This is a genomic window from Roseovarius marisflavi (assembly GCF_900142625.1).
Classification (GTDB): Bacteria; Pseudomonadota; Alphaproteobacteria; order Rhodobacterales; family Rhodobacteraceae; genus Roseovarius; species Roseovarius marisflavi.
In genome coordinates, this window is record NZ_FRBN01000016.1 from 57,767 (window position 1) to 82,154 (window position 24,388).

Annotated in this window: 24 protein-coding genes; 7 read left to right on the plus strand and 17 right to left on the minus strand. The window is 61.5% G+C overall.

Annotated elements, in window-relative coordinates; genetic code table 11:
- Window position 1: 1 nt before the first annotated feature.
- Window positions 2-1,153, minus strand: a complete 1,152-nt coding sequence (dapE, locus tag BUB78_RS13830) for a succinyl-diaminopimelate desuccinylase (RefSeq protein ID WP_073198908.1) — start codon at window positions 1,151-1,153, stop codon at window positions 2-4.
- Between the two features lie 345 nt (window positions 1,154-1,498).
- On the opposite strand from dapE, the gene BUB78_RS13835 reads away from it, so the two are divergent.
- The gene (locus BUB78_RS13835; protein WP_073198910.1) at window positions 1,499-2,395 is read left to right on the plus strand and encodes a Hint domain-containing protein; all 897 of its coding nucleotides are present in this window, start codon (window positions 1,499-1,501) and stop codon (window positions 2,393-2,395) included.
- 1 nt (window position 2,396) lies between these two features.
- On the plus strand, window positions 2,397-3,494 hold the full coding sequence (locus BUB78_RS13840) for a Hint domain-containing protein (RefSeq protein WP_073198912.1): 1,098 nt from the start codon (window positions 2,397-2,399) through the stop codon (window positions 3,492-3,494).
- A 13-nt stretch (window positions 3,495-3,507) separates the two neighbouring features.
- Here BUB78_RS13840 and BUB78_RS13845 read toward each other — a convergent pair whose 3' ends face one another.
- Window positions 3,508-4,383 (minus strand): LysR family transcriptional regulator, encoded by an 876-nt coding sequence (locus BUB78_RS13845; RefSeq protein WP_073198914.1) that lies wholly within the window; start codon window positions 4,381-4,383, stop codon window positions 3,508-3,510.
- Between the two features lie 93 nt (window positions 4,384-4,476).
- On the opposite strand from BUB78_RS13845, the gene BUB78_RS13850 reads away from it, so the two are divergent.
- Entirely contained in the window at window positions 4,477-5,547 is a 1,071-nt protein-coding gene (locus tag BUB78_RS13850) for a sodium-dependent bicarbonate transport family permease (RefSeq protein WP_073198917.1), read from the plus strand.
- Between the two features lie 146 nt (window positions 5,548-5,693).
- On the opposite strand, the gene BUB78_RS13855 is transcribed toward BUB78_RS13850, so the two are convergent.
- Window positions 5,694-6,023, minus strand: coding sequence for a hypothetical protein (locus BUB78_RS13855; RefSeq protein ID WP_073198967.1), 330 nt, complete (start codon window positions 6,021-6,023; stop codon window positions 5,694-5,696).
- Window positions 6,024-6,191: 168 nt separating this feature from the next.
- Between BUB78_RS13855 and BUB78_RS13860 the strand changes: the two genes are divergently transcribed.
- On the plus strand, window positions 6,192-6,590 hold the full coding sequence (locus BUB78_RS13860; protein ID WP_073198919.1) for a rhodanese-like domain-containing protein: 399 nt from the start codon (window positions 6,192-6,194) through the stop codon (window positions 6,588-6,590).
- 16 nt (window positions 6,591-6,606) lie between these two features.
- Here the strand turns inward: BUB78_RS13860 and BUB78_RS13865 are convergent, their stop codons facing one another.
- The 11 genes from BUB78_RS13865 to BUB78_RS13915 form a co-directional block, all read right to left on the minus strand.
- The gene (locus BUB78_RS13865) at window positions 6,607-7,281 is read right to left on the minus strand and encodes a DUF6639 family protein (RefSeq protein WP_073198921.1); all 675 of its coding nucleotides are present in this window, start codon (window positions 7,279-7,281) and stop codon (window positions 6,607-6,609) included.
- Window positions 7,282-7,430: 149 nt separating this feature from the next.
- Complete coding sequence (gene dapD / locus BUB78_RS13870; protein WP_073198969.1) at window positions 7,431-8,258, minus strand: 2,3,4,5-tetrahydropyridine-2,6-dicarboxylate N-succinyltransferase; 828 nt, start codon at window positions 8,256-8,258, stop codon at window positions 7,431-7,433.
- A gap of 169 nt (window positions 8,259-8,427) precedes the next feature.
- Window positions 8,428-10,875, minus strand: coding sequence for a GcvT family protein (locus BUB78_RS13875; RefSeq protein WP_073198923.1), 2,448 nt, complete (start codon window positions 10,873-10,875; stop codon window positions 8,428-8,430).
- Window positions 10,876-10,986: 111 nt separating this feature from the next.
- Window positions 10,987-11,883, minus strand: coding sequence for a homocysteine S-methyltransferase family protein (locus BUB78_RS13880; RefSeq protein WP_073198925.1), 897 nt, complete (start codon window positions 11,881-11,883; stop codon window positions 10,987-10,989).
- Window positions 11,880-12,335, minus strand: coding sequence for a pyridoxamine 5'-phosphate oxidase family protein (locus BUB78_RS13885; protein ID WP_073198927.1), 456 nt, complete (start codon window positions 12,333-12,335; stop codon window positions 11,880-11,882). The genes BUB78_RS13880 and BUB78_RS13885 overlap by 4 nt, the downstream gene beginning before the upstream one ends.
- On the minus strand, window positions 12,322-13,410 hold the full coding sequence (locus BUB78_RS13890; RefSeq protein WP_073198929.1) for an alcohol dehydrogenase catalytic domain-containing protein: 1,089 nt from the start codon (window positions 13,408-13,410) through the stop codon (window positions 12,322-12,324). Before BUB78_RS13890 ends, BUB78_RS13885 begins: the two co-directional genes overlap by 14 nt.
- On the minus strand, window positions 13,407-15,851 hold the full coding sequence (locus BUB78_RS13895; RefSeq protein ID WP_073198931.1) for a GcvT family protein: 2,445 nt from the start codon (window positions 15,849-15,851) through the stop codon (window positions 13,407-13,409). Before BUB78_RS13895 ends, BUB78_RS13890 begins: the two co-directional genes overlap by 4 nt.
- A gap of 13 nt (window positions 15,852-15,864) precedes the next feature.
- Window positions 15,865-16,236 carry a GFA family protein gene (locus tag BUB78_RS13900; RefSeq protein WP_073198933.1) on the minus strand — a complete coding sequence of 124 codons (372 nt, stop codon included), beginning with the start codon at window positions 16,234-16,236 and terminating at the stop codon, window positions 15,865-15,867.
- Window positions 16,237-16,857, minus strand: coding sequence for a LysE family translocator (locus BUB78_RS13905; protein ID WP_073198935.1), 621 nt, complete (start codon window positions 16,855-16,857; stop codon window positions 16,237-16,239). It abuts the gene before it with no gap.
- Between the two features lie 10 nt (window positions 16,858-16,867).
- Window positions 16,868-17,440 (minus strand): helix-turn-helix domain-containing protein, encoded by a 573-nt coding sequence (locus BUB78_RS13910; RefSeq protein ID WP_073198936.1) that lies wholly within the window; start codon window positions 17,438-17,440, stop codon window positions 16,868-16,870.
- A 142-nt stretch (window positions 17,441-17,582) separates the two neighbouring features.
- Complete coding sequence (locus BUB78_RS13915) at window positions 17,583-18,509, minus strand: threonine/serine dehydratase (protein ID WP_073198938.1); 927 nt, start codon at window positions 18,507-18,509, stop codon at window positions 17,583-17,585.
- An 80-nt stretch (window positions 18,510-18,589) separates the two neighbouring features.
- Here BUB78_RS13915 and BUB78_RS13920 point away from each other — a divergent pair, with 80 nt between their 5' ends.
- The 3 genes from BUB78_RS13920 (at window position 18,590) to BUB78_RS13930 (ending at window position 20,863) form a co-directional block, all read left to right on the plus strand.
- Window positions 18,590-19,405: an LOG family protein gene (locus BUB78_RS13920; protein WP_073198940.1), complete on the plus strand. Its 816-nt coding sequence runs from the start codon at window positions 18,590-18,592 to the stop codon at window positions 19,403-19,405.
- 5 nt (window positions 19,406-19,410) lie between these two features.
- Entirely contained in the window at window positions 19,411-20,091 is a 681-nt protein-coding gene (locus BUB78_RS13925) for a hypothetical protein (RefSeq protein ID WP_073198942.1), read from the plus strand.
- Between the two features lie 82 nt (window positions 20,092-20,173).
- Entirely contained in the window at window positions 20,174-20,863 is a 690-nt protein-coding gene (locus tag BUB78_RS13930) for a hypothetical protein (protein WP_073198944.1), read from the plus strand.
- A 674-nt stretch (window positions 20,864-21,537) separates the two neighbouring features.
- Here the strand turns inward: BUB78_RS13930 and BUB78_RS13940 are convergent.
- From BUB78_RS13940 to BUB78_RS13950, 3 genes are all read right to left on the minus strand, one after another.
- On the minus strand, window positions 21,538-22,527 hold the full coding sequence (locus BUB78_RS13940; RefSeq protein ID WP_073198948.1) for a methylenetetrahydrofolate reductase: 990 nt from the start codon (window positions 22,525-22,527) through the stop codon (window positions 21,538-21,540).
- Window positions 22,524-23,105 carry a methylenetetrahydrofolate reductase C-terminal domain-containing protein gene (locus BUB78_RS13945; RefSeq protein WP_073198950.1) on the minus strand — a complete coding sequence of 194 codons (582 nt, stop codon included), beginning with the start codon at window positions 23,103-23,105 and terminating at the stop codon, window positions 22,524-22,526. The genes BUB78_RS13940 and BUB78_RS13945 overlap by 4 nt, the downstream gene beginning before the upstream one ends.
- Window positions 23,106-23,202: 97 nt before the next feature.
- Window positions 23,203-24,207, minus strand: coding sequence for a GlxA family transcriptional regulator (locus BUB78_RS13950; RefSeq protein WP_073198952.1), 1,005 nt, complete (start codon window positions 24,205-24,207; stop codon window positions 23,203-23,205).
- Window positions 24,208-24,388: the final 181 nt, after the last annotated feature.

Here is a 24,388-nt window from a genome sequence, read left to right on the forward strand (position 1 = left end):
ATCAGGCGAAATAATCGCGAAGGATACGGCCATAAATCGCCTTGAGCGCATGAATTTGCGCCACTTCTGCACGTTCATCGACCTGATGCATGTTCTGCCCGACGAGGCCGAACTCCACGACCGGGCAATGGCTTTTGACAAACCGCGCATCAGAGGTGCCGCCGGTGGTCGAAAGCTCCGGCACGCGCCCGGTTTCGGCCTCGACAGCCCTGGCAACCAGATCGGACAACTCCCCCGGCGGGGTGATAAAGCTCTCGCCCGAGACTTTGACCGTCATCTCGCCGGCCACTTCGAATTCTTGCGCAACGCGGTCAAGCTCGCCCTGCAACCAGTCGATCAGAGACGCGCTGTCATGGGCATCGTTAAAGCGGAGGTTCACGGTTGCGCGGCACGTGGCCGGGATCACGTTGGTCGCCGGGTTGCCGGTGTCGATGGTCACAACCGCGAGGGTCGAGGCATCAAAATGCTCGGTGCCCTGGTCAAGCTCGTGACTGGCCAGCCGGTCCATCAGCCGCGCCATCGCAGGCAACGGATTTTTCGCGCGATGCGGATAGGCCGCATGCCCCTGCACTCCGGTGAGGGTGAACCAGGCCGAAAGCGATCCGCGCCGCCCGATCTTGATCATGTCGCCAAGGCGCTCGGGGCAGGTCGGCTCGCCCACAAGGCAGACGCGCATCGCCTCGCCCTCGCGCTCCATCCAGTCAAGGATCGCCACGGTGCCATCGACAGCGTCGCCCTCTTCATCGCCGGTGATGGTGATGATCACGGCGCCCTCGGGTGGCGTCGTGCGCACGAAATCGACCGCAGCCGCGACAAAGGCCGCGACGCCCGATTTCATATCGGTGGCGCCACGCCCCCAAAGCCAGCCGTCCTTTTGCACCGCACCAAAGGGCGGCACGCTCCAGGCCTCGGCGTCGCCTACGGGCACCACATCGGTATGCCCGTTAAAGCCAAAGGCGCGCGTCGCACCCTTGTCGCCCCAGCGGGCAAAGAGGTTGCAGACCCCGCCGCGATCAATCCGGGTACAAGCAAAACCCGCCTCGCTCAACACACCTTCGAGCAGAGTCAGAGCGCCGCCTTCCTCGGGCGTCACCGAGGCGCAGCGCACCAGATCGGCGGTCAGGTTTACGGGATCGACAGGGCTATGCGGCATCGGAGTCTCATCCTGGTTCCAGCGTGGTTTCAAGCGGCCTAGCGCGGATTCGGCCCAAGCGCAAACCTCGCGCGCGATCACACATCCAAAGATACCTCGGGTAAAACAGATTAAACCTTAACAAGAACGATTTATTTTGATATCCGGTACCTAATAAAAAGACACCCGAGGCAGGGCAAAACAAACCAGGGCCAGCAGATCCGCAAAGGACAATACCGGCCCCGATACGAGCAGCAAGGCGCCGATAGGCACATCACAACGCGTCTTTGCAAGTCAAGACCGACGGGGGCACCCCCAAGGTTGGTTTATTCATTGCGCTGCCTCTGACAATGGGTCGAGGCAAAGATGGTTTCAGGCGTAGAAATTCCGATTGATCGCGGCGCGACCGAGATGGCCGAGACCATCTTTGGCGATGGCGCTCAGGTGATCAGCGCGTCCTATTCCGGCGACCAGGAATCCTCGGACATCTATACCAACAGCGACACCATTGCGCCCGGTGGTGAGGCGGTGCAATTCGCCTTTTTGTCAGAGGAGCACTCCGAATACGCCACCGTCGCTTTTCTGGATTTCGTCGGCGTTTGGATCAATGGCAGCCCTGTGCGGCTTGGCGTGGGCGACGGCGACACCGAGGTGTTCGACTGTACCTGTGACGTGCAAAGCAGCACCGGCGAGACCGACGTCGGTATCGTCACCGTCGACTCCGTGCCCTGTTTCATTGCCGACACCCTAGTCCTTACGCCGGGCGGCGAGGTCGCGGCTGAAACGCAGGCGCGCGGTGGCTTGATGATAACGCAGGATGACGGGGCCCAGCCGCTGCGCTGGATCGGTCAGCGCAGGGTGGCGGCGCAGGGTGAGTTTGCGCCGATACGGATCGCCGCCGACGCTTTCGGCAGCCACCGTGAATGGCCGTTGTCGCCGCTGCACCGGGTTTTGATCCGCGACAACCGTGCAGAGCTTTTGTCTGACGAGAGCGAGGGTCTCGTGTCGGCACCCGGCACGGTCGATTATATCCGTATCCTGTCAGCCCGCCATCCGGTGGTGTTCTCCGAGGGCCTCGCGACCGAAAGCTTTCTGCCGGGGCCGCAGGTCAACCACAGTTTCGAGGCCGATATCGTGCGTGAAATCTGCACCCTCTTCCCAGAGATCGACCCCGAAACCGGCCAGGGCTATAGCGGGGCGGCACGGCGCACCCTGAAACGCTATGAGGCGCGGCTTTTGATGGCACAGGGGCGCGCGGCCTAGGATGGGGTGGATCGGCATCTCTGATCAGACCGAAGGTCGCTTTGCCCTTGGCGGGCTTGACGCGATTGGCGGGCACAGGCCGGATGCCACGCAGCCGGATGAATGCGCGCTGATGCCGCGCGGCACCCTGATGATTGAAACGCGCCTGTCCTCGATCGGACAGGTTCAGACCCTGCTCGCCTTTAGCCGCAGTCACCCCTGGAGCGGAAGTTTCTCGCTTCAGGCGCTGCCCGATGGCGGCATCGTCCTTGTTGAGACTCAGGCCGGGGATGTGCGTCACGCCACCCTGCCCTATCAACCTGGAGACCGCACTGATACGCTGCGGCTGACCTATTGCTGGGATGCGCCTGCGAAATGGGGGCGGCTGTCGCTTGAGCGGCCCGAAAATGACCGGGTGCATGCGATTTCCCTGCCGCCGCCGCACCCGATGCCGCTTGCGGATCTGCACACCACCATCACCGACCCGCGCCAGCGTCAGCTTGACCCGGATGTGATCTTTATCGCCATCTCGGACCAGATCGAGCCGATCGGCCCGATGCCGGGCCTCAGTGCCAATGTGCCGGTTTGCACGCCAACCGGGTTTATAGCGGCGAGCGAGCTTCGGCGCGGGGATTGCGTGGATACGGATGACGGGCAGATCGTGCCGGTGCTGCAAAACGTAAGCCGCAGCGTGCCCGCCTTCGGAAGCTTTCGCCCAGTGCGCCTGCGGGCGCCCTATTTCGGCCTGCGCCGCGATATCGTCGTGGCCCCGCAACAGCGGCTGGTGATCCGCGGATCAGAGGTGGAATACCTGTTCGGCTCGGAGGCGGTTCTTGTGCCCGCGCGCCACCTTGTGAACGGGTTCTCGGCGCTTTACGCCGACTCCCCTGACGTGGTGACCTATCACCACCTGTTGTTGCCGGGACATGAGGCGATCATCGCCGCCGGCACCTCGACCGAGAGCCTTTATATCGGCCGGTTGCGGCGCAATCCTGAGCTCTTTGGCGCGAGTATCCTGTCGGGCTGTGACCGTGCGCGTCTGCCTGAACACCCCAAGCCGATCTGGCCGGTTCTCAAACCCTTCGAGGCGATCACGCTGGCCCTCAACCGGGCTGCATAGCGCATTCGTTCGCCTATCCGGATTGCCCCTGAAGCAAACCACCCAGGGCCGGGTGGGGGAATTTGCGGGGCAATGTCACGGCAAAAAACGGCTCTGAGATACCCAGATCGAAGGACGCCGTTGCGAGCAGGCCGCTGGCAATTTCGTCCGCGACCACGACGGTCGGCGCAATGGCCAGACCGACGCCCTCTCTTGCGAGCAGGCGGACCATCGCCATATCGTCAACATTCGCAACCACGCGCGGCTGAATCCCCAGGTTCGCGACAAGGTTTTCAAAGCCTCTGCGAATGACGCTTTCGGTGGGCAGGATCAAAGGCTCGCTCTCAAGAAGGCCCCTCAGGCTGGCGTGTCCAAGCTGTTGCGGCCTGCCGTGGATGCCAACCGGCTGTTCTGAAATCCGCTGTGCCGCGAAAACGGTGGCCGACCCGTTATCCGGCACCTGAGTGGTCAAAACCACGTCAAGCGCCAGACTTTCCAGATCATCCAACAGCATCGTGATATTGCCCGACTTCAGCCAAAAGGTGGTGGCACCGGACGTCAGAAGCGGGCGCAGAAACTGAAGCTGAAAGTTGCGCGACAGCGTTGAAAGGGCCCCGATCCGCAGCGGCGGCTGACGGGTGCTGTTTTGCTGAAGCGTTGCAAGCAACTCGTCACCTGTCTCGAATATCCGGTCCGCGTGATCGAGAGCAATACGGCCCGCCTCTGTCAACACAAGGGTGCGCCCGACGCGATCGAACAGGGCAAAGCCAAGCCGGTCCTCAAGCTGCTTGATCTGAACCGACAAAGCCGATTGTGCCACGTTAAGGCGTTCAGCGGCGCGGCCCAGATGGCCCTCAAGCGCGACTTCGCGGAAATACCGCAGGTGATGATAGTTCAGGCGTGAATTCATTCTTTTTTATAGAACGAAAATTCATAAAAGATATATTTTTATATTTAACCCAAGTTCCGTAGGTCGTCGGCTACATCCAAAAGGAGCCCGACCATGGATAGTATTCTGACGATCAGCAGCACCGTTTTCGAGCAGCTACAAAAGCCGACCCTCGCCTTTCTGATCGCGGGGATGCTGCTGGCTGCGCTTGGCAGCAAATTCGAGATCCCCGATCCCGTCTACAAGTTCATCGTCATTGTACTTTTGCTAAAGGTCGGCATGAGCGCGGGCATCTCGATCCGCGACGCCGATCTGATGTCCTTGGTCGTGCCTGCACTCGGGGCTGCGATCGTGGGCATTGCCATCGTTCTGCTTGGAAGTCGCACGCTTGCACGCTTACGGGGCGTCTCGACGGTAGATGGCCTTGCCACGGCCGGTCTGTTCGGTGCGGTTTCGGCTTCGACCCTTGCCGCTGGCATGGCAATTCTCGACGATGGCGGGATCGCCTATGAGGGCTTTATCGGGGCGCTTTATCCCTTCATGGATATCGCGGCACTTGTGACGGCCATCGTCATGGCAAAACTCTCTTCCGCGCGCCGTGCCGCGCCCGAGGTTTCCATCAACAGCGATGGCACCCTTGCCGCCGGTGGCCCCCGGACCGGGGCGGCACCCTGCGAGGATACGGATAACGCAAGTCTCGTGCGCGGCATCCTGGTCGATACCTTCCGCAGCCCGGCCATCTCGGCCTTGCTTGCCGGCCTCGCGCTTGGTGTGCTGGCGGAGCCTGACAGCGTTTACAAAAGCTTTTACGAGCCGCTGTTTCGGGGGTTGCTGTCGATCCTGATGTTGATCATGGGCATGGAAGCCTGGAGCCGCTTTGCAGAGCTTCGCAAAGTGGCGCATGCCTATATTCTCTATGGAATGATCGCGCCCCTTATCCATGGCCTTTTGGGGTTCGGCGTTGGCCTTATTGCCCATGAGCTGACCGGATTTTCGGCGGGCGGGGTCGTTTTGCTGGCGGTGATGGCCGCTTCCAGCTCTGATATCTCAGGGCCACCCACTTTGCGCGGCGCTCTGCCAGAGGCCAATCCATCGGCCTATGTGGGCACCTCGACCGGATTGGGCACTCCCGTTGCGATCTTCAGTATTCCCCTGTTCATCGCCTTGTCTGAGGTGCTGATCTGATGGCCCGCGCCCTTGCCTGACGACCCCGTCGGCACAGGGCGTACGGGGCGCACTGGCGGACCGTCACAAGACCAGCGTGACGGTTCGCCAAATCCATCTGCGTCCGTGACAGGATGAGTGCCGCAAGACCCTTGACCTGCCGCCTGCTAGTCGAAGAACGGGGTGACCTGGGCGACGATAACCGCGTTTTCATCGCGGGCGCGCTGCATCAGGTGGCGTTCTTCGTCGGTGATGTCGTGGCCTTCTTCTTCGCGCTCGGCCAGCGTGCCATAGCCCGACACATCAAGCGGCGCGGTATCGGCCTGTTTCAGGATCGCCACCGTTTCGCGCACCGCCTCGGCCTCGTCCACGCCACTGGCATAGACCATAAGCGCCGCCCCGGTCGCCTTGTCAGGCAGGCCGTCGCCCTCTTTGCGGCCGATTTCAACCAACAGGGTATAGACTTGCTGGCGCGATGGTTTTTGCTCTTTGCTCATCCGCCCGCCGTACCCCGCCCCACGCCTTTTGACAAGCCAAAGCACGCAGGCCGCCCCCCAAATCGTTCAGCGTAAAGCCAGACCTATGGTCCACAGCGGTCCGGTCTTTCCAATCCGCGCTCTGGCACATACCCTGTGCCAAAGCGGACTGACAAAAGGACTGCCCAAATGAAACGCATCAAGGATATGGTGGCCGAGGCCAACAAGCTGGTAAATCACGGCCCCGCAACCGAACTGCTTGACCTCCACGGTCAAAGCGGGGTGACATTCGTCGACCTGCGCGATCCGCGCGAACTTGAGCGCGAGGGCATGATCCCCGGCGCCTTTCACTGTCCGCGTGGCATGCTTGAATTCTGGATCGACCCCGAGAGCCCCTATGCCAAGCCACAGTTCCAAACGGGCAACCAGTTTGTGTTCTACTGCGCCTCTGGCTGGCGCTCGGCGTTGTCGGCGCGCACCGCACAAGAGATGGGATTGCAAAACGTCACCCATGTCGAGGATGGATTTTCAGGCTGGAAAAAGGCCGGTGGCCCGGTCGGCGACAAGCCGCAGAAAGCCGCCGGTTAAGCCCTGCGGCGCGCGATCATTCGAACCGCTCATAATCCAGCAAGACAGTCCCCTCAACGATCTGGCCGACAAATCCGCAGGGATCTTCGCGCTGCGTAAAATGCAGCCAGGATTTGCGCGCAAAGATGTCGGGCGCCATGAAATATATCATCTGGTTCAACTCGTCCCGCGAGATTTTGCGGTCAAGATCGGCCCCTTGTAGAAACTGAAGCTGCGCCTCGGGGGACAGTGACCTGATCTGCATGACATAGGCCAGGTATTCATTCGCAATCAGGCAATTGTCGAACGGGCATGGCACATCCTTGATCGCCGCATGGGTCAGCTCATGCACGAGGATGCTCTGGAAAAAGGCGTCATCGGGCAGATCTGCGTAAATACTTCCGGGCAAATGCTTTGCCTGCATTGCAGAGGGCGACAACAGCTCGATCCAGTCTTCGCCGCAATGATATTGCCCAAAGCAATTGGCCTTCAGGGTCTCGACAATGTCGATGCGCAGGGGCCGCGTGATCGGCGGAACATTGCAGCTTTCAAACGTCTGTTTTGCCCGTGCCACTGCCGCGCAGACAAGCTGCGCGTCTTGCGGGCGTGCGCCATACACCGTGACGTCAGAGCCGTCGCAGGAAACAGGCTCGGCCTGTGCAGGCCAGGACAGCAGCATCAGAACCGCGGTCGCCGCTTTTAGCGCATGCATTGATTTCCCCCTCTGTCAGAGCCAGCAAATCACATCGTTTGCCCCCGGACTTGAGATTTATCAGCCCCGCCCGATTTGGGCAAACGCCCCGTCACAAAAAAACGCCCCTCATGAAAGGGGCGCTTTGGTTCGCGAAAATCCTGAAGGCTTCAGTCGCGCAACAGCTCGTTGATCGAGGTTTTCGAGCGGGTCTGCGCATCGACCCTCTTGACGATCACGGCGCAATAGAGGTTGATACCGTTCTTGCTCGGCATCGAGCCGGCCACCACGACCGAGCCTGCCGGGACTTCGCCATAGCTGACTTCGCCGGTTTCGCGATCGACGATCTTGGTCGACTTGCCGATGAACACGCCCATGCCCAGAACCGAACCTTCGCGCACGATACAGCCCTCGACCACCTCGGAGCGCGCGCCGATAAAACAGTTGTCCTCGATGATCGTCGGCCCCGCCTGCATCGGTTCAAGCACGCCGCCGATACCGACGCCGCCCGACAGGTGCACGTTCTTGCCGATCTGCGCGCAAGAGCCGACAGTGGCCCATGTATCCACCATGGTGCCCTCATCCACATAGGCGCCGAGGTTCACAAAGGACGGCATCAGCACCACGCCCGGCGCGATAAAGGCCGATTTGCGCACGATACAGTTCGGAACGGCACGAAAGCCGGCCGTTTTCCACTGGTTGTCGCCCCAGCCCTTGAACTTGCTGTCGACCTTGTCCCACCAGCCGCCGCCCTGCGGGCCGTTGTCATGCTGCTCCATATCCTTGATGCGGAAGCCAAGCAGAACGGCCTTCTTGGCCCATTGATTGACATGCCAGTTGCCACTTGCCTGGCGCTCGGCGACGCGCAGCGTGCCACTATCGAGCGCGTTCAGCGTGGCCTCGATGGCCTCGCGGGTTTCGCCGCCGGTGCTCGGGGTGATGGTGTCGCGCGCCTCCCAGGCGGCTTCGATGGCAGTTTCGAGTTGTGCGTTCGACATGATCTGATCCTCGGGTTTCACAAACAGGTTGTCCCGGCTATATGCGCAAGCCGGAACAGGATCAATGCAACTGCTCACAAATACGCACCCTGCATCGCCCCTTTCATCTTTCTCAAAATACTCCCGCCGGAGGCATCTTGCCTTTTCCCTGAGCGCTCCGGCCTGCGGCTCAGACCTTCACGCGCTCGGATTTGGGGTCATACATCGGCTTGAGGCTGGCCTCGGCGCGCACCCGTGTGCCCGCCACGTCAATCTCGTAGCTTGACGCCAGCACATCCGCCGCGCTTTCGCCCGCGCAGGGCACATAGCCAAGCCCCATAGCCCCGCCAAGGTGATGGCCATAGGCACCAGAGCTGAGAAAGCCGACGATCCGACCATCGCGCAACACCGGCTCGTTGTGGTAAAGCATCGGGTCGGGGTCGCTCAGGCGGAATTGCACAAGGCGGCGATCAAGCCCGCTCTCGCGCTTGCGCAACACTGCGTCTCGGCCAATGAAATCGGGCTTGTCGGTCTTGACCGCAAAGCCAAGCCCGGCCTCAAGCACATGATCCTCGCAGGTGATGTCATGGCCGAAATGGCGAAAGCCTTTTTCGATCCTGCAACTGTCCATCATATGCATGCCGCAGAGCCTGACACCATGATCCTGCCCGGCCTCGTAAAGCGTTTCAAAGGCATGCGCGGCCATGTCGGCGCTGACGTAGATTTCCCAGCCAAGCTCGCCCACATAAGACACCCGGTGCACCCGCGCGAGGCCGAGGCCAAGCTCGATGTCCTGTGCGGTGCCAAAGGGGTTGGTGGCATTGCTGAAATCATTGGGCGACACCGACGCGAGCAGATCGCGCGCCCTGGGCCCCATCACCGCCAAAACGCCCTCGCCCGCCGTAACGTCGGTGATCACCACCGCGCGCTCGCCAAGATGACGGCGCAGCCATGTTTCGTCCGCCAGCCGCGTGGCCGCCGGGGTGACCACAAGATAGGCGGTTTCCGTGAGCCGGGTCACGGTCACATCGGCCTCGATCCCGCCGCGCGCATTCAGGAATTGGGTATAGACAATCCGCCCCACCGGCACCGACATCTCGGCGCCGCAGACATGGTTGAGAAATCCTTCCGCGTCGCGCCCCTCAACCCGCAGCTTGCCGAAAGACGACATGTCATACATCCCCACCCCGGTGCGGATCGCGCGGTGCTCGGCGGCGGCGTTGTCAAACCAGTTCTGGCGCTTCCAGGAATAGGCGTACTCGCGCTCCTGACCGGGATTGGCGAACCAGTTGGCGCGCTCCCATCCCGCAAGCTCGCCCATCACCGCGCCATGATCCAGAAGCTGGGCGTGAAACGGCGTGCGCCGCACACCGCGCGCTGTGGCCTTCTGGCGATAAGGGAAGTGATCGGCATAAAGCAGCCCCAGCGTTTCTTTTGAGCGTTCAAAGAGATAGCGCTTGTTGCCCTGAAAGGGCTGCATCCGGGAAATATCGACATCGCCAAGATCAAAGGGTTTCGCGCCATCCTCCATCCATTGGGCAAGCGCCATGCCCGCGCCGCCCGCCGATTGGATGCCGATCGAGTTGAACCCGGCCGCGACCCAGACGTTATCCATCTCGGGCGCGAGGCCAAGGTGATAGGCATCGTCGGGGGTAAAGCTTTCGGGGCCGTTGAAGAACGTGTGAATCCCCGCCTCGCCCAGCATCGGCATGCGATTGACGGCCCATTCCAGGATCGGCTCGAAGTGGTCGAAATCCTCGGGCAGCTGATCGAATTCAAAGCTGTCGGGAATGCCCGCCATGCCCCAGGGTTTGGCGTTCGGCTCGAAGGCGCCAAGCATCATCTTGCCCGCGTCTTCCTTGTAATAGGCACATTCATCGGGCACCCGCAGGACCGGCAATTGGGTCAGGCCGGCAATCGGTTCGCTGACGATATAAAAATGCTCGCAGGCCTGAAGCGGCACGTTGATGCCTGCCATGCGCCCCACTTCGTGGCCCCACATGCCCGCGCAATTGACGATCATGTCCGCCTCGATATGGCCCGCGTTGCCGTCTTCCGCAGCCCAGTCTACGCCGGTCACCCGGCGGCCCTTGCGCGCAAGCCCGGTGACCTTGACACGCTCCTTGATCAGGGCGCCACGCATCCGCGCGCCCTTGGCCAGAGCGAGCGCGATATTGGCCGGGTCGCCCTGGCCATCCTTGTCGAGATAGACCCCGGCCACCACGTCATCGGTGTTGAGATGGGGGTATTTCGCCTTGACCTCGGCGGGGGTGATCTCTTCGACATAGACACCAAAGGCGCGGGCCATGGCGGCGGAGCGAAAGATTTCCTCGCGCCGCTCTTCGGTCAGGGCAACGGTGATCGAGCCGACCCGCTTGAAGCCGGTGGCGACGCCGGTTTCCTCTTCCAGCGCGCCGTAGAGTTCCTGACTGTACTTCGCCAGCCGGGTCATGTTCGCCGTCGCGCGCAGCTGTGCGATCAGGCCGGCCGCGTGCCACGTGGTGCCCGAGGTCAACTGTTTGCGTTCCAGCAGGACAACATCCTGCCAGCCCAGCTTGGTCAGGTGATAGGCCACCGAACAGCCCACCACGCCGCCACCGATAATGACCACACGGGCCTTTTGGGGAATGTCATTCATAATCAGCCTCGCGTTCTGGAGTGTCTGGGTATCGGATGCTGACGCGTCCGACCGGCGCGAGGGGCTGCGCCCCTCGCGCTTGAGTATTTGGGCCAAGAAGAAGGGCGCAGGTCAGACAATCGTGTGGCCCGCCCCGGTGATGCGTCGCGCCAGTTCGGCGATGTGATCGGGGCCAATCTCGCAGCAGCCACCCAGGATCGTGGCCCCCTGATCAAGCCAGCCCATGGCGATATCGGCGTAGGCGGCGGGGGGCATGTCGACCCGCTGTTCGAGGGCATCGACGGTCGGGGCGTCTTGCAGGAAGCCATCGGTGATACGGGTGAAGCCGTTGGAATAGGCGCCGAAAGGTTTGCCCAAGCCCGCGATGATCTCGAGGCCGGGGGCAACCGCCTCGGGGCGGGTGCAGTTGATCAGCACCGCATCCGGCGCATGACGCGCCACCACCGGGGCAAGATCGCCAAGCGGCTCGCCCGAGCGCAGGCGGGTGCCGTCCTCGTCCATAACCGACACCGCAAGCCAGACCGGCACGCCCTGGCCCATAGCCGCGCGCAAAGCACCTTCGGCCTGATCGACAGAGGACATCGTTTCAATCAGCAAGAGATCGACCCGCCCGGCCAGCATCTGCACCGGCTCGGCGTAGAGCACTGCGGCTTGTTCGGCGGGGGGGCAGATGTCCGGGCGGTAAGAGGCAATGAGCGGCCCAAGCGCACCCGCGACACGGCCACTGCCATGGGCGTCGCGCGCCGCGCAGGCGGCGGTGATCGCGGCATCCATCAGCTCGCCGACCTTGTCTTGCAGGCCAACCCGCGCCAGCCGGTCGCGCAGCACCGCATAGGTATTGGTCGTAGCGACGCTGGCGCCGACGGCAAAGTAATTGTCATGCACTTCGCGCACCAGACCGGGGTGTTCGATCATCACCTGCGTCGACCAGAGCGGTGTCGCCCGGTCGCCTGAGCGTTTGACGAGTTCCTGTCCGATAGAGCCGTCCAGAAGGGTGATTGCGGTCATGGGTAAATCTCCGAGAATTTCTGTTTGTAGAGCGCGATCATGTCGGCCTCGCTTACCCCGTCGTCATAGGGCGGTGTCGTCATTGGCTTTACATGCTCTGCGCGGATCAGGACCAGCGCATTTATCCGCTCCGCCAAATCACCCCAGACCGCGCGCCATTTGCCGATAAGCGCGTCAAATTCGCCCCCCGGCGTAACGACCCGTGTGGTGCCGCGCACCCGGATGCCCTTGCGCGTCCACTGGTCGATGAAATTCACCTCGGTCTGTGCCAGCTGTGCCAGATTGCGCATCGTCCCCGGCGAGCGGATTTCACCAAAGCCGATGGTGTCGTCGTCCAGCACCAGAAAGGTGCCCTTGGGCGAGACTGCGGGCCAGCCCTCGGGCGTGACCGTGGCCACGAAACCGAGTGGAAAGCGGGCGATCAGCGCCTTGGCGGTGTCATTCAGTGGCATCGGATACCTCCTTGGGGGGCAGCAGAACCAGCTTGCCGGCATAGCGTTTGCTCTGAAAATCGGCCTGCGCCTCCCTGATCTCGGTCATCGGATAAGTCTTTGATATCAAAGGGCGAAGCTGACCGGCATTGACGCGGGCCATCAGGTCGGCAAAGACGGTGGGCGGTTGAAAGGTACAGCCGTGGATCGTGATGTCGCGCAGGTAGATGCGGCGCAGGTCGGCCGTCACCATCGGGCCGCCGATCGCCCCCGCCACGGCGTAATGCCCGCCAGGTTTGAGTGCCTCGATCAGCGCGGGCCAGATATCGCCCGCGACCACGTCGATCACGCAATCGAACCGGTTTTCAGGCAGCGCCGCGCCGCGCTCGATCACCGCCGTGGCCCCCTGAGAGCGAACCGTGTCGGCCTTGGCCGCTGAGGCGATGCCGGTCACCTCTGCGCCCATTTTCGCCGCGAGTTGCACGGCCGCCAGACCGACCCCGCCCGAGGCGCCGGTAATCAGCACCTCCATGCCGGGCGCAAGCCCCGCGCGGTGCAATAGCCCCGCAGCGGTACCAAAGGCGCAGGGGATGGCGGCGATTTCGACATCGCTCAGCGGCGAGCCCGTCACGTCGTAAAGATCACGCGCGAAGACCAGACAGTATTCGGCAAAAGCACCGTCATACTCCGACCCCAAAGCGATGAAGCCAAAGGGGTTTTCCGCCGTGGGGCGCGGCTGGTTGATCGGACAGGTCACCCGCTGGCCGGGTTTGAATTCACGCACATCCGGGCCAACGGCCACAACACGTCCACAGAGATCACCGCCTTGTATCAGCGGAAAGTTGAGCGCCCCGGACCAACCACCAGCCTCGACCTCATCGCCGGTCTCGCGGGTGGCGCCGGTCACCTCGGGCGCGTACCAGCCGACGCGGGTGTTGATATCGGTATTATTGACCCCCGCCGCCAGCACCTTGACCAAAACCTGCCCCGCCCCCGGCACCGGCACCGGCACCGGCAAGTCGTCGCGCCAGTCCAGCGCCTCTGGCCCGCCGTGGCGGGTCAGGGTCACGCCAGACATGGTGGCGGGCACAGTCATGCCCTGAGCCGCGCGTTTTCCGGATCCCAGAGCGGCGCGTCGGCCTGCACCACGGCGCGGCAGCGTTCGCCATAGATTTCCACCTCGATCTCGGTGCCCGGCACAGCGAGATCGGCACGGATCATTCCCAAGGCCACAGAGGCATTCACCCGATATCCCCAGGCGCCGCTGGTGGTTTCGCCGACAATTGCGCCGTCATGCCAGAGCGTCGACATATAGGGCGCGTCGGCCTCTTTGGCGTCAACGATCAGCGTGACAAAGGCCTTTTTGCGGCCCGCCTGTTTCTCGGCCAGAAGCGCCGCCTTGCCGTTGAACTCCTGTGGTTTGTCGAATTTCACAAAGCGTTCAAGCCCGGCCTCCAGCATCGAATAATCGGTGCTGAGGTCGCCTTTCCACGCGCGATAGCCTTTTTCCATGCGCAGGGAATTGAGCGCATACATCCCGAAGGGTTTTGCGCCCGCCCCAAGCAGGGCGTCATAAATCGCCGGGATCGCGGCATTTTCGGCATGCACTTCCCAGCCAAGTTCGCCGGTGAAACTGACCCTGACCAGAAACGCCTTTTGCCCGGCCACCATGCAATGCTGATGGCTCAGCCAGGGCGCGCCAAGGTCTGCATCAGTCAAACCGCTCAGAATGTCGCGTGACATCGGTCCGGCCACCAAAAGCGCGTCGCGCTCGGTGGTCGTTTCGCGCAGGCTCAGCCCCTCGGGCAAGGCGTTGCGCACCAATTCGCCGTCATGCCATTGCGCCGTGGCGGCAGTGATCAGAACGAAACTATCCTCGGCGAGGCGGATGCAGGAAAACTCGGTCAGAACCCGACCGCGCGTGTCGGCCACATAGACAAGGTTCATCCGCCCGACGCGCGGCAAGCCACCAGTCACAAAGCCGCGCAGCCAGTCGTCGGCGCCAGTCCCCTCGATCCAAAGCCTCGTAAAGCCGGGCAGATCAAGCACGCCACAGCCGTCGCGCACCGCCTCGCATTCTTCGCGAATGCGCGCCGACCAGGGCCCCTCGCGGTTCCAAGTATGGGTGCTTTCCTCGGAGGTATCATCGCCGGGTTTGGCAAACCAATTCGCCCGCTCCCAGCCGTTATAGGCGCCCATCACGCCGCCCAACTCCTTGACGCGCGCATGCACCGGCGAGAGCTTCTTGTCACGGCCAGCGGGCCATTCGTGCCAGGGGAAATGCATGGCATATTCGTGGCCGTAAACCTCCATCCCCTTCTGGATGCAGTAATCAGCGTCGGTATAATCGGTATAGCGGCGCGGGTCACAGCTCCACATATCCCACTCGGTCTGGCCTTCGGTGATCCACTCGGCCAGCACCTTGCCGGCCCCGCCGCCCTGAGCGATGCCAAAAGTGAAAACGCAGGCCTCGAAGGCATTCGGAACCCCCGGCATCGGCCCAAGCAGAGGCATCCCATCAGGCGCGTAAGGAATAGGCCCGTTGATCACCTTGTTGACGCCGCCTGTGCCGAGCAAAGGCACGCGTGCCATGGCATCCTCGATATACCATTCCAGCCGCTCCAGATCGTCAGGGTAAAGCTGAAAGCTGAAATCCTCGGGCATCGGATCACTTGGCTGTACCCAATGGGCCTTGCAGTTCCGCTCGTAAGGACCAAGGTTAAGACCGTATTTTTCCTGGCGCAGATAATAAGAGCTGTCCACATCGCGCAGCAGTGGAAGCTTGTGACCGGCCTCGCGGCTCCAGGCCTCAAGCTCGGGGATTTCATCGGTCAGCATGTATTGATGGCTCATCACCATCATCGGCACGGTGCGCCCGCCGTAAGGCTTGAACCATTCGCCGACGCGCTGCGCGTAATAGCCCGCGGCATTAACCACGTATTCACAGCGGATCTCGCCCTTTTCGGTCTCGACCACCCATTCGCCCTTTTCGCGCCGAACGCCGGTGGCGGGCGTAAAGCGCAGGATTTGCGCCCCCATGTCGCGCGCGCCCTTGGCCAATGCCTGCGTCAGCTGGGCGGGGTCGATGTCGCCATCATTGGGATCATAGAGGGCGCCCTGCAAATCGTGGGTCTCGATAAAGGGATAGCGCGCCTTGATCTCGTCGGCGGCCATGATCTCCAGGTCCATGCCCTGATAAAGACCCATGCCCTTGGCGCGCTCAAACTCCTGCATCCGCTCCTTTGAATGCGCAAGGCGGATCGATCCGGACTGGTGGTAATTCATCGGATAATCGACCTCGGCCCCAAGGCGGGCATAAAGTTCGGTCGAATAGCGCTGCATGTTCATCACCGACCACGAGGTCGAAAACGTCGGCACATTGCCCGCCGCATGCCAGGTGCTGCCGGCGGTCAGCTCGTTCTTTTCAAGCAGAACGCAATCGCTCCAGCCGACCTTGGCCAGATGATAAAGCGCCGAGGTGCCCACCGCCCCACCGCCAATGATGACAACCCGCGCCGTCGTTGGAAAATCCGCCATTTGTCTCTCCCTCTCAGTCTTTTTGCGGCACGCCGTCCGCGATGTCGTAATAGTCGCCCTTGTCGGCGACAAAGATATGCTTCTCGACCGTGATGCCGGTGGGGCCATCAAGCGCACCCAGGGCAAAGCTCATGGTGTCCTCGGCATGCGCCTTCCAGAACAGGAACGAGCCACAGCTTGGACAAAAGCCGCGCTTGGCCGTCGCGCTCGCCGCATACCATTTCACCGTTCCGGAAATACTCAAATCCGCCATGGCCACATAGGCCGAGGCCCACAGATGCCCCGATTGCTTGCGGCATTGCCCGCAGTGACAGACCGACGGGCCTTGGGGCGCCGCAGTCACGGCAAAGCTGACCGCTCCGCAGAGGCATGATCCGTGGTGCATTTACACTCTCCCCGGTGTGGCGGCACTTCCCAGAAGGACACCGTAGATGATGAAACAGGCCGCAAGGCTGCGGCGCAGCCAGACGTTGAACACCGCGCCAAGTGCGGCCCGGCCAATCCCGGTGCCCAGCGCGGTGTAGGTGACATAGCTCAGACAGGTCAGCGTCAGCGCGGTGGGGAATATCACCCACATCTGGCCTGCGATCGGTACATCTGTCTGCACGAACTGGCTAAAGGCGGCAAGATATCCGGCCACCGATTTGGGGTTGATCGTGGCAATCGCAAAGGCGCGCCAAAAGACCGATCCGCCCGGGCGCTCGTCAGCCCTGACAGGCCGCCTGGCCATGATCCAGCCGCGAAGCCCGAGATAGATCAGCACCCCTGCCCCGGCCAGTTTGGCCAGATGAAACGCCTCGGGCGAGGCAACAATGAGCGCCGTGATCCCCGCCGCCGAAAGGCTCAGGAACAGCACCGCCTGCGTCAGGATCGCCAGCACCCCCCAAAGGGCGCGGCGAAACCCGATCGTCATACCGTTGGTGATGCAATTCACCGCATTCGGCCCCGGCGTGGTGACAAACACCGCCCAGAACAGCGCGAAAACCGTCCAGCTTTCCCAATTCATCTTGGCCCCCTCAATACACCGGCGGGGCGATGACCCAGATCGCCACAACCGGTTCATCATAAGGATTGGCCCAGGCATAGGGCTCGCCGCGAAAGCGGAAACTGTCGCCCGGGCCGACCGTAAACCGCCGCCCTGCGATCTCAAGCTCCAGCCGCCCCGAGATGATATAGCCAACCTCCTGCGTCGGGCGCTTTGCCGGGGTTTGCATCTTCGAGCGGGGGCGAAAGGTTGAGTGGATGACCTCGAAATCGTCGGTCAGGTCGGGCGACAGCAATTCTTCGATCAAGCCCTCTTCGCCCGATCCCATTGGGCGGCGCGCGCCTGCGCGCACGACATATCCCTGCTCTTCGGCCGGCGCGCTTGCATGGCCGAACAAGAGCGACATCGGCACGCCAAGGGCCTCTGCAATCTGGCGCAGGTCGCTGATCGAGGGTTCGGAAAGATCACGTTCCACCTGGCTGAGCCAGCCAACCGAACGGCCAAGCGTTTCAGCCAGATCGACAAGCGTAAGCCCCCGCGCCTTGCGCAGCGCCCGAAGATCGGCCCCAAGGCTTTGCGCCTGCCTGATATCGCTTTGGTGCATGGCCGCCCGCTCATGAAAAAAATTCGTCTAATTTCACGCTGCGCCGATTCCGTGAAATAATCAAGTGAAATTTCACACGCCCTGCACTCTCATCTTTCCATAAATACTCCCGCGCGGAGCGCATCCCGCACGTTCCCCCGGCTCAAGCCTCGCCAAAAGGATCAGGTGCGATATTGCCGCCACAGACAAGCACCGCCACCCGCTCGCCGGGCGCGGGGCGATAGGCGCCCGACATCAGCGCCGCCAAGGCCGTGGCCCCCGCCGGTTCCACCAGTTGCCGCATCTCGCGCCAAAGCGCCACCTGCGCCTCGGTGATGGCCGCATCGCTGACCAGAACGCTTTCAATCCCTTCGGCCCGCGCCAGATCGAAACAAATCTGCCCGATCCGGCGCGCGCCAAGCGCATTGGCCGCCACGCCCGACACCTCGACATCCACCGGCGCCCCCGCCGTCAGCGCGGCGTGCAGCGCGCAGGATGTGTCCGGCTCGACCGCGACCACCTTGCGCCCTTTTCCAAGCCAGGCCAGGGCGCCGGCAATCAACCCGCCGCCGCCCACGGCAATCAGGACCGTATCGGCCACAAGCCCCTGCTCTTCCCATTCAGCCATTACCGTGGCCTGCCCGATCACCGTGGTTTCGGCGTCGTAAGGGTGCACCTGCATCGCGCCGGTTTCGGCCTGATAGAGCGCGGCGCGCTCTGCGGCCTCGCCGTAAGCGCCGGGCACCACCACAAGGTCGGCGCCCTGCTCGCGGATAAGCCCGATCTTGGCCGGGCCCGCGATGTCCGGCACATAAATCCGCGCCCTATGGCCAAGACGCGCCGCGCCATAGGCCACCGCCGCGCCGTGATTGCCCCCCGAGGCCGCAACAAGCCCGGCCTTTGGCACCTCGGCACTCAGCAAGGTGTTGAACGCCCCGCGCGCCTTGAAGCTGCCGGAGTGCTGCATCTGCTCAAGTTTCATCTCGATGGGATAGGCCAGGCCAAAGCCGTTTATCTCGCCCACGGGTGTGCGCCGCACATGGGGCCTGATCCGCATCACGGCTTTTGAAATTTCGTCCCGTCGTGTCATGCGTCACACCTCTGTCACTTCCCTTGATCGCGCAAACCCTATACGCCTGAAATGAAAGACCCAAGCAAGGATCTCACCTGATGAAAGACGACCGCCTCAGCCAGTTCCGCGATGCCGGCTCTGATCGTAACACCGCCGAAAAGGTGCCGGATACCGCACAGACCCGCGCGCCCGCCTATCGCCTGGCTTTTGCCGACGAAGACTTCATGTGTCGCGACGAATTGCGCCCGGTGCGGCTTCAGCTTGAGTTGCTCAAGCCCGAGATGATCCTGAACGAACGCGGGATCGAAAGCACCGTCGTCCTGTTTGGCGGCTCGCGCATTCCCGAGCCGAGCGACAAGGCCAATGCGCGCACAAAAACCCTCGCGGGTCTATCGCGCTATTACGATGAGGCGCGAAAATTCGCCCGGCTGGTCACCGAGAAATCCATGGCCAGCTACGGGCGCGAATATGTGGTGGCCACGGGCGGCGGCCCGGGCGTGATGGAGGCCGGCAATCGCGGCGCGGCGGATGCCGGCGGCTCGTCCATCGGGCTGAATATCGTGCTGCCGCATGAGCAGGCGCCTAATGAGTATGTCACGCCGGGCCTGTGCTTCAACTTTCACTATTTCGCCATCCGCAAGATGCACTTCCTGATGCGCGCCAAGGCGATCTGTGTCTTTCCCGGCGGCTTTGGCACGCTGGACGAGACATTCGAGGCGCTGACCCTTATTCAGACCGATCGGATGAACAGGGTGCCCTTCCTGCTGTTTGGCGAGGAGTTCTGGCGTTCGATCATCAATTGGGAAGCCCTTTCAGAGGCCGGCACGATAAGCGCCGAAGATCTCGAGCTTTTCCGCTTTGTCGAAACCGCAGAAGAGGCGATCGAGGCGATCAATACCTGGCCCGCCGCCTGAGCAGCATGGAACGCACGGCGATGACCCCCGGCACTATCGACCGCATGCTTATGGCCCTGATCGCCACGACGCTGGCGGCCAGCGTGGTGATCGCTGTGGTGGACCCGACCTATTTCCACAGGGTCTTTGCCGCCGAGGATCACCTTGTTGAAAACGCCACCGCGCTGTTCTTGCTGATCGCAGGCCTTGTTCTGGCGCGCAACGCGCTCAGCCTGCGCAAGCGCGGGCAATGGCGGGCGATGGCGCTGACCGGGCTTTATGCGGCCATGTTCGTCTTTGCGGCGGGCGAAGAGATATCCTGGGGGCAACGAATTTTTGGCTGGCAGAGCGGTGCATTTTTCACCCAGAACAATTATCAGGGTGAAACCAACCTGCATAACCTGATGATCGGCGATTTGCGGCTGGCACAGGCGGTATTTGGTGGGCCGCTCACGGTTGCGATATTGCTTTATCTGGTGGTGTTTCCGCTGTTGTACCCGCGCGTGCGCTTTATCCGTGCCCTGGCCGACCGGCTTGCCGCGCCGGTGCCGGGGATGCGCCATGCAGGATTTGCCGTGCTCGGCAGCGTGATCATCGGCCTGCTCGACGTGCCCCGCAAGTGGGAGGTCTATGAGCTTGTCTTCGCGCTCATGGCGACCTCGACCTTTCTGTTGCCGCAAAACCCGGACAAGACCCGCCAGCCATGACCGCCCATGCCTTTCATTCTGCGACGCACGCATGGCCCGCTCCGGCCGACTGTCACCCTCTTCAGCCAAAAAGAGGTTGCCCATGGTCCGCCTGAACGCGCCCTCGCGCCTTAGCGTTGCCGACAGTTTTCTCTTTGGCATGGCCAATGCCACCCTGCTTTTCACGGTGATTTATTATGTCACCGGATTGCACGAGCCGTTCCGCTTGGGCTTTGCCACCGAGGACGGGCCGGTGGAATGGGGTACGGCAATTTGCCTGTTCCTGTCGTCTCTGGTGCTGTTTCGCAATGCCTTTGCTCTCTGGGGCAGGCGCGGGGTGACGGCGGCGCTTTTGACCGGATTTTACGGCTTGCTGTTCTTTTTCGCCTCCGGCGAGGAAATCTCGTGGGGCTTTCGGCTGTTTCACAGGCAGGCGAGCGAATTTTTCCTCCAACACAACGCGCAGCAGGAAACCAACCTGCACAATCTGGTGGTGGGCGATGTCAAACTGGTGAAAACCGTGTTCGGCAGCGGCCTTACGGTGATGATCATGCTGTACCTTCTGGTGCTGCCGCTTGTTTACACCCGCCTTGACGCGGTGCGCCGGATCGCCGATGCGCTTGCCGTTCCGGTGCCCGAGAGCCGCCACATGCTGATGACCGTTGCAGCAACACTCGTGATCCTGAGCGTGCAGATGATGACCAAATGGGAACCCTATGAGTTCATCTTCAGCCTGATGGCCCTGTCGATCTTTCTTAACCCACGCAATGCCGATCAGGTCACAAACAGGTGATGCTCACCGCGATCTCATCGACGCTCTCCCCCAGGATCCTGCAAACCCGAGACGCTTCGGTCGGCGCTTTGATCGCAAACCGACACCTATTTATCCAGCGGTTGCCCGGACAAGCTAAAGCTGGGCCGCAAACAGTGTCCAGACGATCTTGGGCCTGAGGTTGGGGGGCTTCTGACATTCTTGCCGGTTTGGGATCATCCGGACCTCTTCACGGATGCCAGTGCTGCGCAGCGTGTCGCGTCCAAACCCGACGGAAAAGGTAAAAAGCGATGCCAGGTAGCGGTATCTGGTCGCGAAAGTGATCCCGCCCGCGCGTCTCAATGCCCTGTGAACCGGCATTCGGCGCACCGACGGCTCTAGCCGCAACGCACAATCCCCATGGCTCAGAAATTGGTCCGGCATCGCCAGGCAGATATTCAGGCCGCGCACAGCCCTTCAGAAAGTCGTCCAGCAGTTCCCTGGTAATCGCTATCGTCCTTGCTCCTCTCAGGACGCAGGGACCACATCACAGATACACAGTAGATCGGACATTCTCGATTTCCCCGGACGTGTCGTTCAGTCACGCCAAACCCGTCCAAACGAACAGGAAACTTCATAATCCAGCCATGACAGACCCAGCCCGTTCTGAGAGATCAAAATATCGGACAACCGCGAGGCTGTCACGAATGCAACCTTTACCGTCTTTTCGCAGAGCGTCGCCCCGACAGAACGCCTGATTCCAGGATGATGCTGGAAACCAGATGCTCGCGGCGATAAGCCATGATGTGCACACCCGCTACACCCTCAATCTCGCGCAACTGCTGCATGAGCTCAATGCAGATCTTCTTGCCCTCTTCCGATTGGTTCGCGGCCCCCTCCATGCGCGCGATAACATGATCAGGGATGTGAATACCCGGAACGTTGCTGCGCATCCATCGCGCGGCCTTGGCTGACGCAAGCGGGCCAACACCGGCAATGATGAACACGCGCTTGTCCGCGCCCTCGTCGCGCACCCGTGCCATGAACTTTTCGAACAAGGGAATGTCAAAGATGTAATTCGTCTGAATGAACTCGGCGCCCGCCTCAATCTTCTTGATCAGCCGGTCAGGCCGCCACTCATAGGGTTGAATGCAAGGATTTTCAGCCGCGCCCAGAAACAGCAACGGCGGACGGGTAATCTTGCGTCCGGACAGGAACACACCTTTGTCGCGCATGGTTCGGATCGTGCGCAAAAGCGTGAGAGAATCGAAATCGAAGACCGGTTTCGCCCCCGGTTGATCCCCGACGCCCACACCATCCCCCGTCAGGCACAAGACGTTGGACACACCCAAGGCCGCCGCTCCCAATACATCACCCTGAATCGCGATCCGGTTCCGGTCGCGGCAGGAGATCTGGTAGACGGGCGAATAGCCTGCGCGCGTCAGCAGGGCGCATATCCCGATTGATGACATGTGGCAGTTCGCGCCAGAAGCATCGGTCGCGTTAATCGCATCCGCCACCTCGCCCAAGGGCTGCGCAGCCTCAAAGACATCCGCAGCATCAGCGCTGTCGGGCGGATTGAGCTCGGCCGTTACAGCAAAGCGGCCCGAGCGCAACACCCGCTCCAGCCTGCTGTGCGAGACGTGACCCTCGGGTGGCTTGGAATAGGCAAGGAGATCGGCCCCGTGCGCGCCAGAATCAATCATTGCTCGCCCTCCGCCTGTGTGGCCTTGGGCGGCTCAACGCTCAGAGGGGCCGCCGCCGGTTCCTGCAAGCGCGCCTCGGGGAAAGCCTCGGCGAGCGCGGCACGCGCCGCATCACGGCTCTGGCGAATTTGCGTGGCCTTTTCACGACTCACTCGCAGCCAAGAGGACGATCCCTTGAGTGTGTGCTCTACCGGAGGCAGAACCTCGCGTATCTTATCCCTACCCTCTTTCATGCGGCTGGCCCCGTTCCATGCCAACGTCCAGACGCATTTCATATCGGGTTTGACCTCGCAATACCCGCCATCGCGCACCCCGCCGCAGGGGCCGTTGCGCAATTGCTTTGGGCAATTCATCGGGCAGGACATACCGGTAGACGACAAAACGCATTGCCCACACATTTTGCAATCGAACAGCAAGGTTTTTACGCCCTTTTCGATCAGAGCAACGGGCCGCTCGACCCTGTTGTACCCGATCCGGGAAAACAGCGGATCAAGGGCAACCATCACCCGTTCAACGCATTTGTAGATCCATTCAAAACTGCGGGCGTGGCGAACAGCGAATAACCGGATGCTATACATTTTTGTTCCCTTAACTGCGTCAGGCACAGGTTACGTTATATATTGGCGCCGTCCACCCGCATCCGCAAAGCTTTTGGATGACGATAAAGAAAGGCCCTCAAAGCGCCTCAGCAATACTTAGGCGTCGTGCATTCTGTCTGCGTTGCTTCGGCGTCTCGCCATACCTGCGTGAGAAATTCTTGGTCAGTGCCCCGGAAGAGCCAAACCCCGAGGCCACAGCCACCTCGATAACGGTCATGTTTGTCTGCATCGTCAGATTATGCGCGTGCTCCAGCCTCAGCTGCGTATAATACTGCATTGGCGATGTGCTCAGGTGGTTTTGAAACGACCGCTCAAGCTGGCGTACAGACACGCCGCATATCTCAGCAAGCTCAGTTGCCTGCAAAGGATACTCGATGTTGTACGCCATCACCCGCACCGCATCCGAGAGGATCTGGGGCACATCCCGCAAGCGATGCGCCTGCGATCCGGGTTGGCTGGTATTCCCGCGCCGCGGTAACGAAACCAGCAATTGATTTGCCGTGGCCTCCGCCGCCTGCGGCGAAATCGAGCCAATCATATCCAGCACCATGTCGAGAGTGGCCAGTTCCCCGGCGCAAGTTACCGCCGAGCCATTTGAGACAAACAGCGCATCTTCAGTACAGACTTCACTGTATTGTTCCGCGAAAGCCGCAAGCGATTTCCAGTGAACTGTGCCCTTGCCGCCTTTGAGGATGCCAGTTTCGGCCATTAACCAGGTCGCAGCGCCTACGCCGTAGATTGACACGCCATTTCGGCCTGCAAGACGCAAGAGCGACAGAAGGCGGTTCTTCTCGGCGATACGTGCCTCGGTATCGCTGCAAATGATGATCGACGCAGGTGTACGCCCACGGCCAAGGCGCTCAATCAGGGCCTCTGCGTCCTCGTCACATTCGATAGTCACTCCGCTTTTTGACCGCACAGACCTTCCGTCCAGCCCAGCAAGGATCAACCTCGGTGCAATCTCTGGAAACGATCTTGCCAGATGGGAAAACGGCTCAATTATCGAACCCAGACTCAAAGTTGAGAACCCGTCCAGAACGACAACTGCGACATAACCATTTGGATCGATAGAATGAAACATGATCAGAAAGCCTCCGTCGGCAAAGATCTGGGTCTAGGAGCGGCTTGATTAAAGTGCGGGCATGGCGCGTCTGCCTGATGTCACTTTGCGCCAAGATCGCGTGCCTGTTCGCGCAGGACGAATTTCTGGATTTTTCCGGTCGAGGTGCGCGGGATGGGCATGAAGACGAACTTGCCCGGAA